This is a genomic window from Streptosporangium lutulentum, from assembly GCF_030811455.1.
GTDB classification, from domain to species: Bacteria; Actinomycetota; Actinomycetes; order Streptosporangiales; family Streptosporangiaceae; genus Streptosporangium; species Streptosporangium lutulentum.
This window is the reverse complement of sequence record NZ_JAUSQU010000001.1, coordinates 521210-537218: the sequence shown is the minus strand read 5'-3', so window position 1 is coordinate 537218 and position 16009 is coordinate 521210. Positions and strand designations below refer to the sequence as shown.

The 16009-nt window shown below is 72.5% G+C and carries 12 protein-coding genes; 6 read left to right on the top strand and 6 right to left on the bottom strand.

What is annotated here, in order from left to right; all coding sequences use genetic code 11:
- Positions 1-17 precede the first annotated feature (17 nt).
- Positions 18-239: an RNA-binding S4 domain-containing protein gene (locus J2853_RS02295; protein ID WP_307554424.1), complete on the bottom strand. Its 222-nt coding sequence runs from the start codon at positions 237-239 to the stop codon at positions 18-20.
- A gap of 157 nt (positions 240-396) precedes the next feature.
- Positions 397-1959: a PucR family transcriptional regulator gene (locus tag J2853_RS02290; RefSeq protein WP_307554422.1), complete on the bottom strand. Its 1563-nt coding sequence runs from the start codon at positions 1957-1959 to the stop codon at positions 397-399.
- Positions 1960-2163: 204 nt separating this feature from the next.
- Here J2853_RS02290 and J2853_RS02285 point away from each other — a divergent pair, with 204 nt between their 5' ends.
- From J2853_RS02285 to J2853_RS02265, 5 genes are all read left to right on the top strand, one after another.
- A complete protein-coding gene (locus tag J2853_RS02285; RefSeq protein WP_307554419.1) occupies positions 2164-3048 on the top strand; it encodes an oxamate carbamoyltransferase subunit AllH family protein in 885 nt (294 codons plus the stop codon).
- Positions 3045-4646, top strand: a complete 1602-nt coding sequence (locus tag J2853_RS02280; RefSeq protein ID WP_307554417.1) for an AllF/FdrA family protein — start codon at positions 3045-3047, stop codon at positions 4644-4646. The genes J2853_RS02285 and J2853_RS02280 overlap by 4 nt, the downstream gene beginning before the upstream one ends.
- A 130-nt stretch (positions 4647-4776) precedes the next feature.
- Complete coding sequence (locus tag J2853_RS02275; RefSeq protein WP_307554416.1) at positions 4777-6186, top strand: YlbE family protein; 1410 nt, start codon at positions 4777-4779, stop codon at positions 6184-6186.
- Positions 6187-6408: 222 nt separating this feature from the next.
- Positions 6409-8454 (top strand): serine/threonine-protein kinase, encoded by a 2046-nt coding sequence (locus tag J2853_RS02270; RefSeq protein ID WP_307554415.1) that lies wholly within the window; start codon positions 6409-6411, stop codon positions 8452-8454.
- 291 nt (positions 8455-8745) lie between these two features.
- Positions 8746-10242, top strand: a complete 1497-nt coding sequence (locus J2853_RS02265; protein WP_307554413.1) for an MFS transporter — start codon at positions 8746-8748, stop codon at positions 10240-10242.
- 139 nt (positions 10243-10381) lie between these two features.
- Here J2853_RS02265 and J2853_RS02260 read toward each other — a convergent pair whose 3' ends face one another.
- The 3 genes from J2853_RS02260 to J2853_RS02250 are packed head-to-tail and all read right to left on the bottom strand — an operon-like array spanning position 10382 to position 13866.
- Positions 10382-11980, bottom strand: a complete 1599-nt coding sequence (locus J2853_RS02260; protein WP_307554410.1) for a bifunctional 3'-5' exonuclease/DNA polymerase — start codon at positions 11978-11980, stop codon at positions 10382-10384.
- Between the two features lie 35 nt (positions 11981-12015).
- Complete coding sequence (locus J2853_RS02255) at positions 12016-13524, bottom strand: metallophosphoesterase family protein (protein ID WP_307554408.1); 1509 nt, start codon at positions 13522-13524, stop codon at positions 12016-12018.
- 39 nt (positions 13525-13563) lie between these two features.
- Positions 13564-13866: a hypothetical protein gene (locus tag J2853_RS02250; protein ID WP_307554406.1), complete on the bottom strand. Its 303-nt coding sequence runs from the start codon at positions 13864-13866 to the stop codon at positions 13564-13566.
- Positions 13867-13913: 47 nt separating this feature from the next.
- Here J2853_RS02250 and J2853_RS02245 point away from each other — a divergent pair, with 47 nt between their 5' ends.
- Positions 13914-14327 carry an acyl-CoA thioesterase gene (locus J2853_RS02245; protein ID WP_307554404.1) on the top strand — a complete coding sequence of 138 codons (414 nt, stop codon included), beginning with the start codon at positions 13914-13916 and terminating at the stop codon, positions 14325-14327.
- Between the two features lie 102 nt (positions 14328-14429).
- On the opposite strand, the gene J2853_RS02240 is transcribed toward J2853_RS02245, so the two are convergent.
- Positions 14430-15998: an FAD-binding oxidoreductase gene (locus J2853_RS02240; RefSeq protein ID WP_307568572.1), complete on the bottom strand. Its 1569-nt coding sequence runs from the start codon at positions 15996-15998 to the stop codon at positions 14430-14432.
- Positions 15999-16009 lie beyond the last annotated feature (11 nt).

The following is a 16009-nucleotide window of genomic DNA, read 5'->3' as shown; positions in this document are numbered from 1 at the left end:
AGGTCGTCCCGTGGAGATCAGCTCCCGGGGGCGACCACGCTGATCTCGAAGCCGTCGCCGGTCACGACCTGCCCTGCGCGGATCTTGCAGGTCTTGCGGAGCTCGATCTCACCGTCCACCATGACGTTGCCATCGGCGATGAAATGCTTGGCCTGGCCGCCCGTGTCGGCGACGCCGCAATATTTGAGCAGGTCACACAGTGGGATGTACTCGGTTTCCAGCTCAAAGGTCTCGTTCACGACCCAGAGTTTAGATCCCGCCGGTCAAGGTTCCGCGCATCCGCAGGACACGCGAGGCATGGAGGAGGTTCACCTGCCCCGCGTCCGCGGGACACGCGAGGCGAGGTGAGGGTCGGATCCACGCATCCGCGGAACGTGCGGGGCGAGGGTGAGGGTGTCAGATGCCACGCATCCGCAGAACGTGCAGGGCGAGGGTGAGGTTCAGCCGCAGATGTGCGTCCTCGGTGAAACTGCCCAGCATCCGTTCGAGCTTGCCGATGCGGTAGCGCAGCGTGTTGTAGTGGAAGTGCAGCCTCCTGGCCGTCTCGGCGACGTTGAGGTTGGTCTCCAGCAGCACCTGCAGGGTCCGGCGCAGGTCCGCGTTCTCCGCGTCGGCGTCGGAGGCGAGCGAGCCGAGCGTCTCGCTGACGAAGGAGTGCAACTCGGCGGTGTCGTTCACCAGCGACAGCAGGCGGTAGACGCCGAGCTGGTCGAAGTGGGCGACCGCGCCGTTGCCGTGGAGCTGACGGCCCACCCTGGCCGCCTTCAGCGCCTGGCCGTACGCCTCGGGCAGTGCCTCGGCTCCGACGGCGACACGGCTGGCGCCGGTGGAGAAGGTGGCGGGCAGGCATTCGGCGAAGGCACCGGCGGCGTCCTTGGCCAGGCGACCGGCGTCGACGGCGGCGTCCACGATCGTCACGACCTCGTGGGAGAACCCGGCCACCGCGCCGCGCGCGTCGTGGCGGCGCATCGCGGCGGTCCAGCAGCTGACCAGGCGGTCCTGGGCGACGCGCTCGTCGCCCTCCGGGTCGAGTTCGGCCACCAGCACGGTGACCGGGCGCTCCAGGTCCCAGCCGAAGGTCTTGGCTCGCGAGGCGACCCGCTCGGTGCCGCCGGCCCGGCCGGTGAGCACGTCGCGCAGGAAGTCGGCGCGGTATTTGCTCTCGACCGCGTTGACCGCCTCCTGCCGGGTCACCACCAGGGCGGCGACCGTGGCGGCACGTTCCAGAATGCCGATGTCGCTGTCGCCGATCGACCCGACCGGACCGCAGGCGACGATCCGGCCGTGGTGGTGCCCGCCCGCGACGACGGGGACCGAGGTGTGGCGCCCCTCGGGAGCGCCGCGCAGCGCGGCCACGTACTCGGCGGGCCCGGCGGAGACCAGCATCTGGCCCGCTCCGTCCAGCACGGCCACGGCCACGTCGAGCAGCCCGGCGACCTCGGCCGCCACCTCGCGCAGCCCTCCCCCGGCGAGCACGACCTGGACCAGCGCCCGGTGCGCCTCCTCGGCCCTGGCCAGCACGGCGGCCTGGCGGTTGAGGATGTCGGTCAGCACCTGGTTCAGGATGTCGTCGAAGCCGACGTCGTCCGGAAGCTGGATCAGCGGGAAGCCCAACCGGTCCGCCTGCTCCACCATCTCCGGTGGCAGCCGGTCCAGATAGCGGCCGAGCTTGATCGCCAGCGCGGCCAGGCCGCGCTCGTCCAGGTCGATCACCAGCCGGTCGAGCGACTGGGGGGTGTTGCGCAGCGGGTATCCCGTGGTGAGCAGCAGCTCGTGAGGCTTCACCCAGGCGAGGATGTCCGGGACCTCCATCACGTTGAGCCGCTGCACGATCCGGCCCAGGCCCCGCTCCCCCGCTATCACCCGGGCCCCTGCCAGCGTCGAGACGCCGAGGACCTCTCCGACGGCGACTCCATGAATGATCGTGCCGGTGCTGGCCAGACGCACGGGAGGTTCCATGAGGTGATTGTGACTGATGCACCCATCTGTCAGGAAGAACCAACCTTTGGCCAGAGTGTTGGCATCTTTCTCCGTACGGCCTGGATCCGCGACCGTTCTACCGTCGGCTCAATGGATAGGGGTGTCCGTGAGCGAGCGCAACGAGCGAACCACTGGAAAAGCACCTGGAAAACGCACTGTCAGGGGACCGGCCAAGGTGACCACATGACCGTTGGAACGCGCCCGAGGGCTCCGCGCGCGCACGCGCGGACACACGCGACAGGCGCGGTCAGCACGGCCCTGCGCCGGATACTGGAGTCGCCCCGCCGCCCCGCGCGGGTGCTGGCGGCCTTTCCCGCCGGGATCTATCTGGAGGTCCGCACGGAACTCGAACCGCACGTGATCGCGGTGGTGACCGGGGACGCCACCCGCCTGCCCAACGCGATGGTGATCACCGGCTCGATGCCCCAGGTCGCCGTCGGCGACGAGGGGTCCGTCGGCGACGGCTCGATCGAGGTCGGACGGCTCAGTCTGCGGGCCCACCGCTGGTGGAACCCGGCCCCGGCGCTCGGCCGGGTGGATCCGGTCCGGCTGGCCCGCTCGCTACCCGTGCTGGCCGAGCTGTGCGACCGCTCACCGAGACGTCCGGGCCTGGAGGGCAACGGCGCCGTCGCCCTGCTGGCCCAGGGGTGCGCCGAGGCCTCGCTGCTGAAGAGCGTCACGGCCGCCGAGCAGCTGGTCGGCCTGGGCCCCGGGCTCACGCCGAGCGGTGACGACGTGCTCGCCGGGCTGCTGGTCGCGCTGCGCCACCTGGGTACGGCGGCCGGGGCGGGCAGGGCCGTCTGGCTGGCCGACTGGCTGGCCGCCGCGGTCACCTTCGACGCCCGCGGCAGGACCACCCCCATCTCGGCGACGCTGCTGCACTGCGCTGCCAGGGGCGAGGCCAGCGGCGAGGTGCTGGCCGTACTGCGGGGCCTGGCCGGACGGCAGTCCCTGGAGCCCGCGCTGCACCGCCTGCTCCAGCTCGGCCACACCTCGGGGGCGGACCTGGCCTGCGGACTGCGCATCGGCCTGGCCGCGATCATCGATCTGGAGGGCGGAAACCGTTGAGCACCGATGCGGTCCGGATACGCACAGGCGTCTACCACGACTCGGTGAGCCTGATGCGGGTCAGCCAGGCGCTCACCGCGCTGCCGGGGATGGAGGTCGCGGTGGTGGCGATGGCCACGGAGCTCAACCGCGACATCGCCGTCGAACTGGGCTTCGACCTGCCCCGGACCGGTCCCGCCGACCTGCTGATCGCGCTGCGGAGCAGCGGTCCCGACGTGCTGGAGACCGCCGACGCCGAACTGGAGCGGCTGCTGGCCGGGCTCGCCGCCCGGACGACCGGCGAGACCGGAGCGACCGAGCGCTCGCCGCGCACCGTGCGCACCGCCGTCCGCGGGAACGCCGCCACGCTGGCCCTGGTCTCGGTGCCGGGACCGTACGCGTTCGCCGAGGCGATGGACGCGATCGAGGCCGGCCTGCCCGTGATGATCTTCAGTGACAACGTGCCGGTCGAGCAGGAGGTGCTGCTCAAGAAGCGCGCGGAGGAGCGGGGCGTGCTGGTCATGGGCCCCGACTGCGGCACCGCCGTGATCGGCGGGGTCGGCCTCGGCTTCGCGAACGTGCTCCGCCCCGGCCCCGTCGGCGTGGTGGCCGCCTCCGGGACGGGGGCGCAACAGGTGACCTGCCTGCTGGACCTGGCGGGCGTGGGGGTCAGCCATGTGCTGGGCGTGGGCGGCCGGGACCTGTCCGCGGACGTGGGCGCCCTGTCCACCCTCCGCGCGCTGGAGGCGCTCGACGCCGACCCGGCGACCGAACTGATCGTTCTGATCTCCAAGCCCCCGGCCCCGGAGGTCGCCCACACCGTGCGGGAGGCCGTCGCGAAGCTCGGAACCCCGGTGGTGACCGCGCTGCTCGGCCCCGGCCAGGACGACCTGACGGCCGCCACCGAGACGGCCCTGCGCACCCTTGGCGTGCCGGTCCCGGCATGGCCCTCATGGCCCCCCGCGCCGACCCCCCCGGGCGCCGCCTCGGATCCTCCCGGCGCCCCCACCGCCTCCGGTTCTCCCGGCGCCCCGGACGCCTCCGGCTCCCCCGCCGCCTCCGGTTCTCCCGGTCCTTCCGGTTCCCCCACCGCCTCCGGCTCTCGCGGTCCTTCCGGTCCTTCCGGTCCTTCCGGTCCTTCCGGTCCTTCCGGTCCTTCCGGTCCTTCCGGTCCTTCCAGTCCTTCCGGTCCTTCCGGGAGGACGCTGCGGGGCGTCTACTCGGGGGGAACCCTGTGCGTGGAGGCCAGGCTGATCGCCGGGACCGGGGAGTTCACCGACTTCGGCGACGACGCCTACACCCGTGGCCGGCCCCATCCGATGATCGACCCGTCGCTCCGCCTGGAGGCCCTGGCCGAGGCGCCGCCCGGCACGGTCGTGCTCCTTGACGTGGTGCTCGGGCACGGCGCCGATCCCGACCCCTCGGTACGGCTCGCGCCCGGAGTCGCCGCGGCCGTCGCCAGGGGGGTTCCGGTGGTCGTCGTGCTGGTCGGCTCCTCGGGCGACCCCCAGGGGCTGACCGCCCAGGCCGAGGCGTTACAGGCCGCCGGGGCCACCGTGTTCGCGTCCAACGCCCGAGCCGCCGCGTACGCGGCCGATGTCGCCGCGAACGCCGTATGACCCACCGCCGCTCGATGAGCCACCGCCGGACGGCCCGCCTCCGGACGGCCGGGACCGGCGACCACCCGGCCGGAAGTGACCCTTTTCCGCTCAGGACCGGAAACCACCGTTCCCCGCTCAGGAGTCGTCGATGACATTGCCCATGCTCTCCGGAGAGCCGGAAGTGATCACCGTCGGCGCCGACGTGCTCGGCGAGGCGCTGGACGCGCAGGCCGTGCCCAGGGTGAGGGTGGACTGGCGTCCGCCGATGCCCGGCACCGAAGATGACCTGGCCCGTGTGCTGGCCGACCCGCGCAGGGCCGCCGCCAACGACAGGGCCGTGGGCCGCCTGCTGTCCGCGCGTCCCCAGCTCGTGGGGGTACGGCCGGCGCGCGAGGCGCTCGACCTGCCGGAGGGCACGTTCCTGCACGCCGGGCCGCCGATCGGCTGGGAGCGGGCGTCGGGCCCGATGCGTGGCGCGCTCATCGGGGCGATGCTGCTGGAGGGTCTGGCCGCCGACGCGGAGGAGGCCGAGGAGCGGCTGGCCGCCGGGCGGGCGCGGCTGGACTCCTGCCACCATCACGGGACCGTCGGCCCCATGGCGGGTGTCGTCACCCCGTCGATGTGGATGTTCGAGGTCCGCGACGCCGAGCACGGCGGCACCGCCTACTGCTCGCTCAACGAGGGTCTGGGCAAGGTGCTGCGCTACGGCGCCTACGGCCCCGAGGTGCTGGAGCGACTGCGCTGGATGGGCGAGGTGCTCGGTCCCGTGCTGCGAGCCGCCCTGGACGAGACCGGACCGCTGGACCTCACGTCGCTGATCGCACAGGCCCTGCAGATGGGCGACGAGCTGCACAACCGCAACCGCGCGGCCACCTCGCTGCTGGTGCGCGAGCTGGCCCCCGGGATCGTGGACGCCGCTCCCGGCCACGCGGCCGAGGTCCTGCGCTTCATCAACGGCAACGACCATTTCTTCCTCAACGCGGGCATGGCGGCGTGCAAGGTCAGCACCGACGCCGCCAGGGACGTTCCCGGCTCCTCACTGGTCGTCGCGATGGCCCGCAACGGCACGGACTTCGGCATCCAGGTCTCCGGGCTGGGCGACCGCTGGTTCACCGGCCCGGCGGGCGTGCCCGACGGTCTCTACCTGGGCGCGTACGGCCCCGCCGACGCCAACCCCGACATCGGCGACTCCACGATCACCGAGACGGCGGGGCTGGGCGGCTTCGCGATGGCGGCGGCCCCGGCGATCGTCAGGTTCGTCGGAGGCGACGTGTCGGACGCGATGGCGGCCACCCGGTCCATGTATGAGATCACCGTGGCCGAGCACCCCGCCTACCAGATTCCCGGGCTCGGCTTCCGGGGCACGCCGGTCGGCGTCGACGTCACGCTGGTCGCCAGGACGGGCCTGCTGCCCACGGTGAACACCGGCATCGCGGGCCGGGTGGCGGGCACGGGACAGGTGGGAGCGGGCCTGGTGAGCCCGCCCGCCTCGGCCTTCACCTCGGCCCTGGCGGCGCTGGCCGAGGCCGCCGATCACGACCGCATATCAGCAGTGTGATTTTTTACCCATAAACCAGGATAAAGCTGACAGCACCCATGGCACCCCGGGACACATTCACCGACGTCAGCCACTACACGCGGAAGATCAAATCTGCAGAAAGATCGGCTTCCGATAGATACCATTACGTGCTTTCTTTACCGGTCAACTTCCGCTAGCGAATGTTATCCCGATATCGTGGCCCACCTCACAAGCAGGAATGGTTGAGGGGAACGGGGTACGATGACCGATCGCTTGCTCGGCAAAGCCCCCCACGGGCCGGATGGCGGGGGCGCCCCCGGGACCGCGCCGGAGGGCCAGGGCAGGCTGGTGGGCAGACGCTACCGCCTGATGTCGCCGGTGGGCCGCGGCGGAATGGGCATGGTGTGGCATGCGCACGACGTCCTGCTCGACCGGGATGTGGCCGTCAAGGAGCTGATCCTCCCCTACGGGATGGACCACGCGGGCAAGCAGGTGGCGCACCAGCGGATGCTGCGCGAGGCCCGCTCGGCGGCGCGGCTCAGCCATCCGGGGATCGTCACCGTCCACGACGTCGTCGAGGAGGACGGCCGGCCCTGGATCGTGATGGAGCTGGTCCGCGCCTGGTCCCTGGAGCAGGCCGTACGGCAGAGCGGCCCGCTGCCCGTGGTCCAGACCGCCGAGATCGGCGTCCGGGTGCTCGACGCGCTCCGCCACGCGCACGCCGCCGGGATCATGCACCGCGACGTCAAACCCGGCAACGTGCTGCTCACCTCCGACCGGGTGATCCTCACCGACTTCGGCATCGCCGCCATAGAGGGTGACTCCACCATCACCCAGGCCGGCATGCTGATGGGCTCCCCCGCCTACATCCCGCCGGAGCGACTGTCGGGCCAGCGGGTCACCCAGGCCTCCGACCTGTGGTCCTTCGGAGCCACGCTGTACGCGGCGGTCGAGGGACGCCCGCCGTACGAGGGCTCCGACTCGATGGCCGTGCTTGGAGCGATCCTCACCCAGGAGCCCACCCGCCCGCAGCGGGCGGGGGCCCTGGTCGCGGTCCTGGAGGGACTGCTCCGCAAGAACCCGGCCGACCGGATGTCCGCCGCCCAGGTGTCGGACCTGCTGGACCGGGTGCTGCTCAGCCACGGCTCCAGCACCCCGAACCGGGCGCGCCCTCCGCACCCCCCGTCGATGCCGGTCCCCGGCGACTCCATACCGATGCACCTGATGCCCCCGCTGGAATCGCCGTCCGGCCCGATGCCCTCGCGGATCATCGAAACCCCCTCGGGCCCGGTGCGCGTGCCGTACGACCCGGCGGCCAGTTCGTCGGGTGGTTACCCGATGCCCTACGACGCGCTGTCCAGCCCCTCGGGTACGCACCGCACGGAACAGCCCGCGGCGCGTCCGCCCGCGTACCCCGCTCCGACGCACGACGTCTCCAGCCCCTCCGGCGGGCACCCGCGCGGCTACGACGCGCTGCGCCTCCCCTCGGCCGGCCTCGAACGCAACCCGTCCGACGCCCCGGCCGGCTCTTCGGGCGGCTTCCTCGACGCCGCCTCCGGCTCCGGGGCCGGGCTGTGGCCCGTCGCGGAGCCCGCCCCGATCGCTCCGGCCCGGCGCGACGGCGCGCAGGACTCCCAGGCCGTGACCTCCTCCGGCCGGTCCGGGAGCCGCAGCCGCCGCCGCTCGGCGAGCGGCGGCGGCGGCTGGATGCGACCTCGCATGCTGCTGCTCGGCGGCATCGGGGTGCTGGTCGTCCTGGTCGCCGCGCTGCTCGTCTTCCTGCCCAGCGACACCACCGGCGCCCCGACCACCGCGGCCCCCTCCCCGGCGAGCTCGGGTGCGGCCGATCCGGAGCCGTTGTCCGAGGGGCCCGGCGAGGTCCCCGACGGGTTCGAGGCACTGGACTCGGGCGGGATCTCCGGTGCGGTGCCCCAGGGCTGGACGGTGAAGGAGGGGACCGGCGGAGCCGTCGTCTTCTCCGAGCCGAAGAGCGGCGGGCAGACCATTGTCGTCACCAAGGTCCCCGTCGCCGACCCGGTGACCGCGCTCGGCCGGGCCGACAAGGAAGGGCTGGAGGATTACATCGAGGTCGGCGTGACGGCGGTGCGGTACCGCACCTGGAAGGCGGCCGACTGGGAGTACACCTACTCCCAGTCCAACGGCGTCCCCATGCACGGGCTGACCCGCTACGTCGCCGTCAACGGTCAGACCGCCTACGAGATCGCCTTCAAAGCACAGGACCTCGAGTGGGAGAAGAGCTCGAAGGTCCTGGAGACCTTCTTCGGCACCTTCACCTCGACCGGCTGACCGTCGGCCGGACAGCCCTCCCGGACGTGTCACGATTGACGTCCTCCCCGGCTTTGAAAACCGGGGATTCCAGCACCCGGCCTTCCAGCCGGGTCTGTCGGTTCGCGGTTCACCGGCCCGGGCAACCCCGAAGCCTCCCCGCGCAGACACGGCACGCCCTGCCGCGCTCGAACAAACACACGCCCCGCTTGGCTATCGCAGAACACTCCAACCCTACTGAGCCGAACCCACACACCACGAGGAAACACAAGAAGTGCTTCTAAAGGACGGGGCATCCGCCCTGGATGTCCGGTGACGTCGACCGTCACCGCGCAGCGGCGGACCCTCGCCGTCCTGTCCGCCACGCAGATCTCCAGCGGGATCGGGGTCGCCGTGGGGCTCTCCCTCAGCTCGCTGGTCGTCGCCAGGCTCTCGGGCTCGACGGCGATCAGCGGGCTGGCCGGAACCGCGACCGTGCTGGGCACCGCCCTGCTCGCACTGCCCACCGCCAGGACCTCGGGCGGGAGCGGACGGCGTGCCGGGCTGACCCTGGCCTACGGGTGCGCCCTGATCGGCACCCTGATCGCGGTGCTCGCCATCTCCCTGGCCTCGTGGCCGCTGCTGCTGGGCGGCCTGGTGCTGTTCGGCGGTGCCAGCGCCGGCAACCTGGCCTCCCGCTACTCCGCGACCGACCTGTCCCCTCCCGGGCACGCGGCCCGGCATCTGTCGTGGGTCGTGTGGGCGGGAACGATCGGCTCGGTCGCCGGTCCGAACCTCGCGGAACCGGCCGAGCACCTGGGCCGTGAACTCGGCCTGGCCCCGGACACCGGGCCCTTCGTGCTCGCCCTGCTCACCTTCGCGGTCGCGCTGCTCATCGTCGGAATCGCCCTGCGCCCCGATCCGCTGCTGCTGGCCCGCTCGGCCGCGCTCACGGCACCGCCCTCCCCCACCCCGCCTCCTGACGCGTCTCCCGCTGTGCCTCCTACCGCGTCTCCTGCCGTGTCTCCCGCCGTGCAGGACTCCGCGTCGCCTCTCGCCACCCCTGCCGGCACCCCGGCCGCCACGCCGCCTCTCACCGCGCACGCCACCGCGGCCCCGGTCTCCGGCGCGCCGTCCCTCGCCACTCCGTCCCCGGCCGTGCCGTCCCCCGCCACTCCGTCCCCCGACGCGCCGGTCCCGGCCGTGCCGGCTTCCATCGCGAAGCGCGAGGGCACGCTGCGCACCGCGTGGCGGGCCCTGCGCGATACGCCGGTCGCGCGGCGGGCGCTCGTGGCGATCGCGGTCAGCCACACCGCCATGGTGTCGGTCATGTCCATGACGCCGGTCCACCTCGACCACGGCGGCGCGACCTACACGATCATCGGCGTCGTGATCAGCCTGCACATCGCCGGGATGTACATCTTCTCCCCGGTGGTCGGCTGGCTGGCCGACCGGATCGGCCGGATCCAGGTGATGACCCTCGGCATGGGCCTCCTGCTGGCCGCCGCCGTTCTGGCGGGCGGGGCGGGACCGCACGACGTCGCGCAGGTGACCGCCGGTCTGGCACTGCTCGGCGTCGGCTGGTCCTGCGGGCTGATCTCCGGATCGGCGATGATCAGTGAGGCCGTTCCGCTGCGGCACCGCCCCGCCGTGCAGGGCCTGTCCGACCTGGTGATGAACGTCTGCGGCGCGACCGGCACGGTGCTCGCCGGAGTGATCGTCGGCAACCTGTCCTACGGCGTGCTCGGCGCGGCCGTGGCGGTCATGGTGACGATCACCGGCGTGTGGCTGGCGGCGACCGGCATGCGACCGGCGGCACGACGCGCCTGACGCCTTTCCCGCACCGGCCCATCCGGCGGCGCCCGTCCAGGGGACTCACCCGCAGGCCCCGCCCGGGGACTCACCCGCCGCCGGCACGCCGCCGGCACGCCGCCGGCCGCCCGCCCGCCCGGCGCCGGGGCGCCCTCGCTCATTTGGCGTCGGCGTAACACCGCACCACGGCGGTCTCCATCGGGAAACGCACCTGGGTCGGTCCGAACAGCAGCCTGGTCGCTTCCTCGGCGGCCCTGCCGACCGCCGCGACGACCTCCTCGGCCACCTCCGCGGGGCAGTGCACCATCACCTCGTCGTGCTGGAAGAACACCAGCCTGGCCGGGCCGGGCAACAGCCCGCGCAGCACGGCCATCAGGGTGAGCGCCCACTCGGCCGCCGTCGCCTGGACGACGAAGTTCCGGGTGAAGCGGCCCCGGTCACGGGCCGCCCGGGTTCCCTCAGGGCCCGAGACCGTCTCCCGCCAGCGGGCCGAGGGCGGCGGGCAGGTGCGGCCCAGCCAGGAACGGACCAGCCTGCCGTCCTCCCCCGACCGGGCGGCGTCCTCCACGAACTGGTAGGCCCGGGGGAAGCGCTGCCGCATGACGGCCAGCAGCTTGGGCGCGTCTCCGCTGGTCCCGCCGTACATCGCCGACAGCATGGCGATCTTGGCGTTGTCACGCTCGCCGCCGAACGGCTGGGCCAGCGCCTGGTAGAGGTCGATCTGCCCGGCCGCCCTGGCCAGGCCGCCGTCACCGGCCATCGCGGCCAGCACCCGTGGCTCCAGCTGGGCCGCGTCGGCGACCACGAGCGTCCAGCCCTCGTCGGCCACCACGACCTTCCGCATCACCTTGGGAATCTGCAGCGCGCCGCCGCCGCTGGTGGCCCACCGGCCCGACACGACGCCGCCCACCACGTATTCGGGCCGGAAGCGGTGGTCGCGGACCCACTGGTCGGCCCAGGCCCAGCCGTGGAAACTGTAGATCCTGGCCAGCTCCTTGTAGGCGAGCAGCGGCGCGACGCCCGGGTGGTCCACCTGTTTGATCTCGTGGGCCCGGGTGGAGGACACGGGCACGCCCGCCGCCTTGAAGGCCTTGACGATCTGCTGCGGGGAGTCGGGGTTGAACGACGCGCCGAAGGCCACCGACACCTGGTCGGCCAGAGCCTGGAGCTTGGCCGGCCGCATGCCGTGCACCGGGCGCGGGCCGAGCAGGCCGGTCAGCAACGCGTCGTGCACGTCCTGCCGCCAGGGCATGCCCTCGTGCTCCATCTCCCCGGCGATCAGCGCCCCGGCCGACTCGGCGGCGACCAGCAACCGGAACCGCCGGGGGTCGGCGACGGCCTCGATCCGCCGGAGCTGGTCGGCGTGGACCTCGGCGACCAGCTCGACGTCGGGCGGGGGCGCCTCCTCCTCGAAGAGCGTGGCCTGCCGCGCCTGCGGCCCCTGGTGGTCCTGCGGCGCCGGAAGCCCGTGCAGCCGGGCGTGGGCGGCCTGGGCCGACCTGGGCTCGCCGTAGCGCCCCTCGTATCCGAGGAGGAGGCTCTCGGTCAGCGCCAGGTCGTGGCAGCGCGCCAGCCGCACGCCGGCGTCGAGCAGCGCGGGGTAGATCTCCCGCGTGTCCGCCCAGATCCAGCGGGGGTGCCCGCTCTCCTCCAGCTCCCGCACGGCCGCCGCCAGGTCGGTGACGGTCTCGGCGTCCCGGCCCTCGGGACGCAGGACCCCTCCACCGCCGGGACCGGCCGCGACTGCCACATACATGGGTCAAAGACTGCCACGTGGCACCGACATTCCGATCAGGCGAGCGGGATGACGACCTCGTCTTCGAGCGGGGGTTCGATCTCCTGCGGCAGGCAGCCGGTGGCGGCGAAGCAACGGATCTTCAGAGCCTGCGGCGTCACGGAGATGTGCAGGAAGCTCTTGAAGAACGGCGGGGTGTCCCAGTCGGACAGCTCCGACAGGTAGCGGTGGAAGACCTTGCCCACGGGCAGCCGGAACGGCATCGACCGGCCGCCGAGGATCCGCGCCGCCCACCTCATCCGCCGGGTGATGCGCACGGGCGGGATATCCCTGGGAGGGGTGTTGCCGATCTGCTCCGACATCAGCGCCACTCCCTCCTCGGGCGTGAGGTAGAGCCAGCGCATGCGCAGCCGTTCGCTGTAGAGCCTGCTGTAGAACGACAGCGAGTCGCCGCGCAGCGGGTAGCACTTGTAGTCGTCCTCGTGGAGGTCGCCGACCGTGACCCTGGGGATGGTGTGGGTGGCGTGCATGAAGGCCCCGGAGCCGCCCGCCACGAGATACTGGATCGTCCGATCGCCCACCTTGATCGGGAAACGCTGGTAGTTGTGCACGTCGCCGCCTATCGCCGCGACGTAGTTGTTCGCGGGATCGACGACGATGTCGTCGATCGTGCCGCCGCCCTCAAGCCGTGACGGCTTGTAGTCGTTACGGGTGTAGATGGGCTTGCCGGTGATCAGCACCTTGGGGCGGGGGTCCCGGGAGACCTCGCGCAGCCAGTTGGCCTGCTCGTGGTCCAGATCGCCGCGGATCCCGGTGTCCACGCCCACGATGAGCAGGCTCGGGGTCTCCATCGCCCAGTACGGCGCGGGCTGCACGACCTGCTGCTCGGACAGCGCCCTGCGCTCGCGCGCCTTGGCCAGCCGGGCCTCGTCGATCTTCTCCGGTTTGCGCCAGAGCAGCCCGCGCAGTCCCGAGGGCGACAGCTTGAACCCCTCGCGCTCGGCCTTCAGCGCGGGGGCGTCGCAGAAGACGCGCATGAAGCCGCCGAGCCCGTCGTACCAGTCGTGGTTGCCGGGGATCGCGTAGATCGGCGCCCGGTAGTCCTGGTAGGGGCGGAAGAACTTGTCCTCGTACTCGTTCCCCGACCCGGTGGGATAGACCACGTCGCTGGCGACGACGGCGAAGGCCGTGTCCTGGCCGATTTTGAGCATGCCCGGCACCACCGCGTACTGCGAGGCGTCGCCCTCACCCGTGTCGCCGAGGACCAGGAAGGAGAACTCGGGGCCGACGTCCGCCGGGATGCGGAAGGAGGGGTCGACGCCCCGGTCGCGCTGGGAGGCCACCCAGCGCGCCCTGACCTGCCCCGAGGGGTCGCCGAACAGGCCCGCGAGGACCTCGTTCCTCGACCTCCAGATCGTGCGCGGGCTCAGCCAGCTGAAGGTCTCCTGGTTGGGCCTCAGGTCTTTGAAGGTGCCGATCTGGACGCAGGACCAGCCCGCTCCCTCCTCCGAGACCCGGGAGGAGACCTCACGCCCGCGTTCCGCGGCCTGCCCAACATCAACCATGACCATATTTTTACCGTCTTTTGAGGATCTTGCGCGCCTTCAGGAGAGGCGGTCGATCTCAAAATCGTCGAAGTACGCCCGGGTCTCCTCGGACGCCCCCGAACGCTTCGCCACGGACAGTCCGAACCGGGGCTTGCCCGTGGCACCGCCCGCCTCCTCGTCCTGGTGGCGGCCGTCCCCGGTATAGCCGCGGGACGTGTCCACCCGAGTCCCGGCGTCCCTGTACCAGCCCGAGTCGTCGGCGGCGAAGCCGTCCCGGACAAGCACGTCGGTGCTGTGGGACGGCCCCTGGGAGAGCATGCGGATCCCGAGCACGGCGGCCACCGCACCGGCCGCGACCAATCGCTTTCACCCCCGCCTTCCGCCCGGCTCTGGAATATGGTTCTACCGTGTACGCCTACTGGGAGACCGTTCCGACGCGGTGGAAGGACAACGACGTCTACGGCCACGTCAACAACGCCGTCCACTACTCGCTGATGGACACCGTGATCAACACCTGGCTCATCAGGGTCGCGGGCCTGGACATCCACGGCGGGGACGCCATCGGACTGTGCGTGGAGTCGCACTGCGTCTACAAGGCGTCGGTCGCCTTCCCCGAGGCCATCAGGGTCGGGCTGCGGATCGGCCGCCTGGGCCGTTCCAGCGTCCGCTACGAGCTCGGGCTGTTCCGCGAGGACGGCGAGACGGTCGTGGCCGAGGGCCACTTCGTCCACGTGTTCGTCGACCGGGAGACCCGGCGGCCCGCCGAGATCCCGGGGCCGCTGCGCGAGGCCATGGAGAAGCTCGTGCCGACGGCCGGGTGACGCCGTGCCCGGCCCGGGGGCGGTCGTCTCCCGCCGTCCGGGTTCCCCGTCCCGCGAGCTGCGCCCGCCCCCGAAGCGACCCGGCCGGGGCCGGAGGGCGGCTCACGGGGCGATCAGCACGCCGGGGTTGAGGATTCCCCGCGGGTCGAGCCGGTCCTTGACGCCGCGCAGGATCTCCACGCCCAGCTCGCCGATCTCGGCGGCGTAGGCCTCCCGGTGGTCGCGGCCGACGCCGTGGTGGTGCGAGACCGTGCCCCCGGCCGCGACGATCGCCTCGCTCGCCGACCGCTTGGCCGCCTCCCACTGCCCGAGGGGATCGCCGCTCTGGGCGGTGACGACCGTGAAGTAGAGCGAGGCGCCCGTGGCGTACACGTGGGAGATGTGACACATCACCAGCGGCGAGCCGAGGGAGGACCGGAGCGAGAGCCGCACGGCGTCGTGGAGCCGGGGGAGGCCGGACCAGAACCCCGCCGTCTCCAACGTCTCCACGGTGGCCCCGGCGGCGAGCAGGGAGTCGCGCAGGTAGGGGGCGGAGTAGCGGCCGTGCGCCCAGGACTCCCCCGGCTCCGTGCCGAGGGGGAGGCCGCCGGACTCGGACAGTACGGCGGCGGCCCGCTCCCGCAGCGCCTTCACCTCCTCGAAACCCTCGTATCCCACGATGGCCAGGCACCCCGCGTCGGACGCCAGGCCGCCGAGCTCGTCCGGCCTGGCCAGGCCGATCATCGTCTCGGTCTCGTCGGACAGGCGGAGCACGGTGGGCACGGGGCCTTCCTGGGCCAGGCACCGCAGCGCGGCCGAGCCCTCCGCGAACGACCCGAACCGCCACCCCTCGTAGATTCGCCGGGCGGGGGCGCGCCGTACCCGCAGGCGCAGAGAGGTGATCACGCCGAAGGCGCCCTCCGAGCCGAGGATCACCTGGCGCAGGTCGGGGCCCGCGGCGGACTTGGGGGCGCGGCCGAGGTCGAGGGTGCCGCGCGGGGTGGCCACGGTCATGCCGACGACCATGTCGTCGAACCGGCCGTACCCCGCCGAGGCCTGGCCGCTGGAGCGGGCGGCGGCGAAGCCGCCCAGGGTGGCGTACTCGTACGACTGGGGGAAGTGGCCCAGGGTGAACCCGTGCCCGGCCAGGAGCAGCTCGGCCTGCGGCGTGCGCAGGCCGGGTTCCATCTCGGCCGTCATCGACTCGGTGTCCACCGAGATCAGCCGGTTCAGCCGGGCCAGATCCAGCGCGACGACGCCCGCGAAGCCGTCCCTGGCGGCCACCAGGCCGCCGACGACCGAGGTGCCGCCGCCGAACGGAACCACCGCGACCCGGTGCGCGGCGCAGAGCCGGAGCAGCTCCAGCACCTCGTCGTGGGAGCCGGGCAGCACCACGGCGTCGGGCGCGTCGGAGCCGTCCCCGGCGCGCACGCGCATCAGGTCGAGGGTGGATTTGCCCCGGGTGTGCCGGACGCGGGCGTCGTCGTCGAGGCGCACGTGGCCGGCGCCGACGACGGCGCCCAGCTCGGCGAGGACGAGCGGCGAGAGGGTCACGGGGGCAAGCCGGACCTCGCCGAAGCTCACGGCCGGCGTCTCCGGAGCCCGCACGTCGAGCATGTCCCGGAGCAGCGTGCGGAGCGTTTCGGGCAGATCTGCGGCCTTGGCGGGGTCACCCCAGCCGGACCAGAGCATGGGTTCGGCGG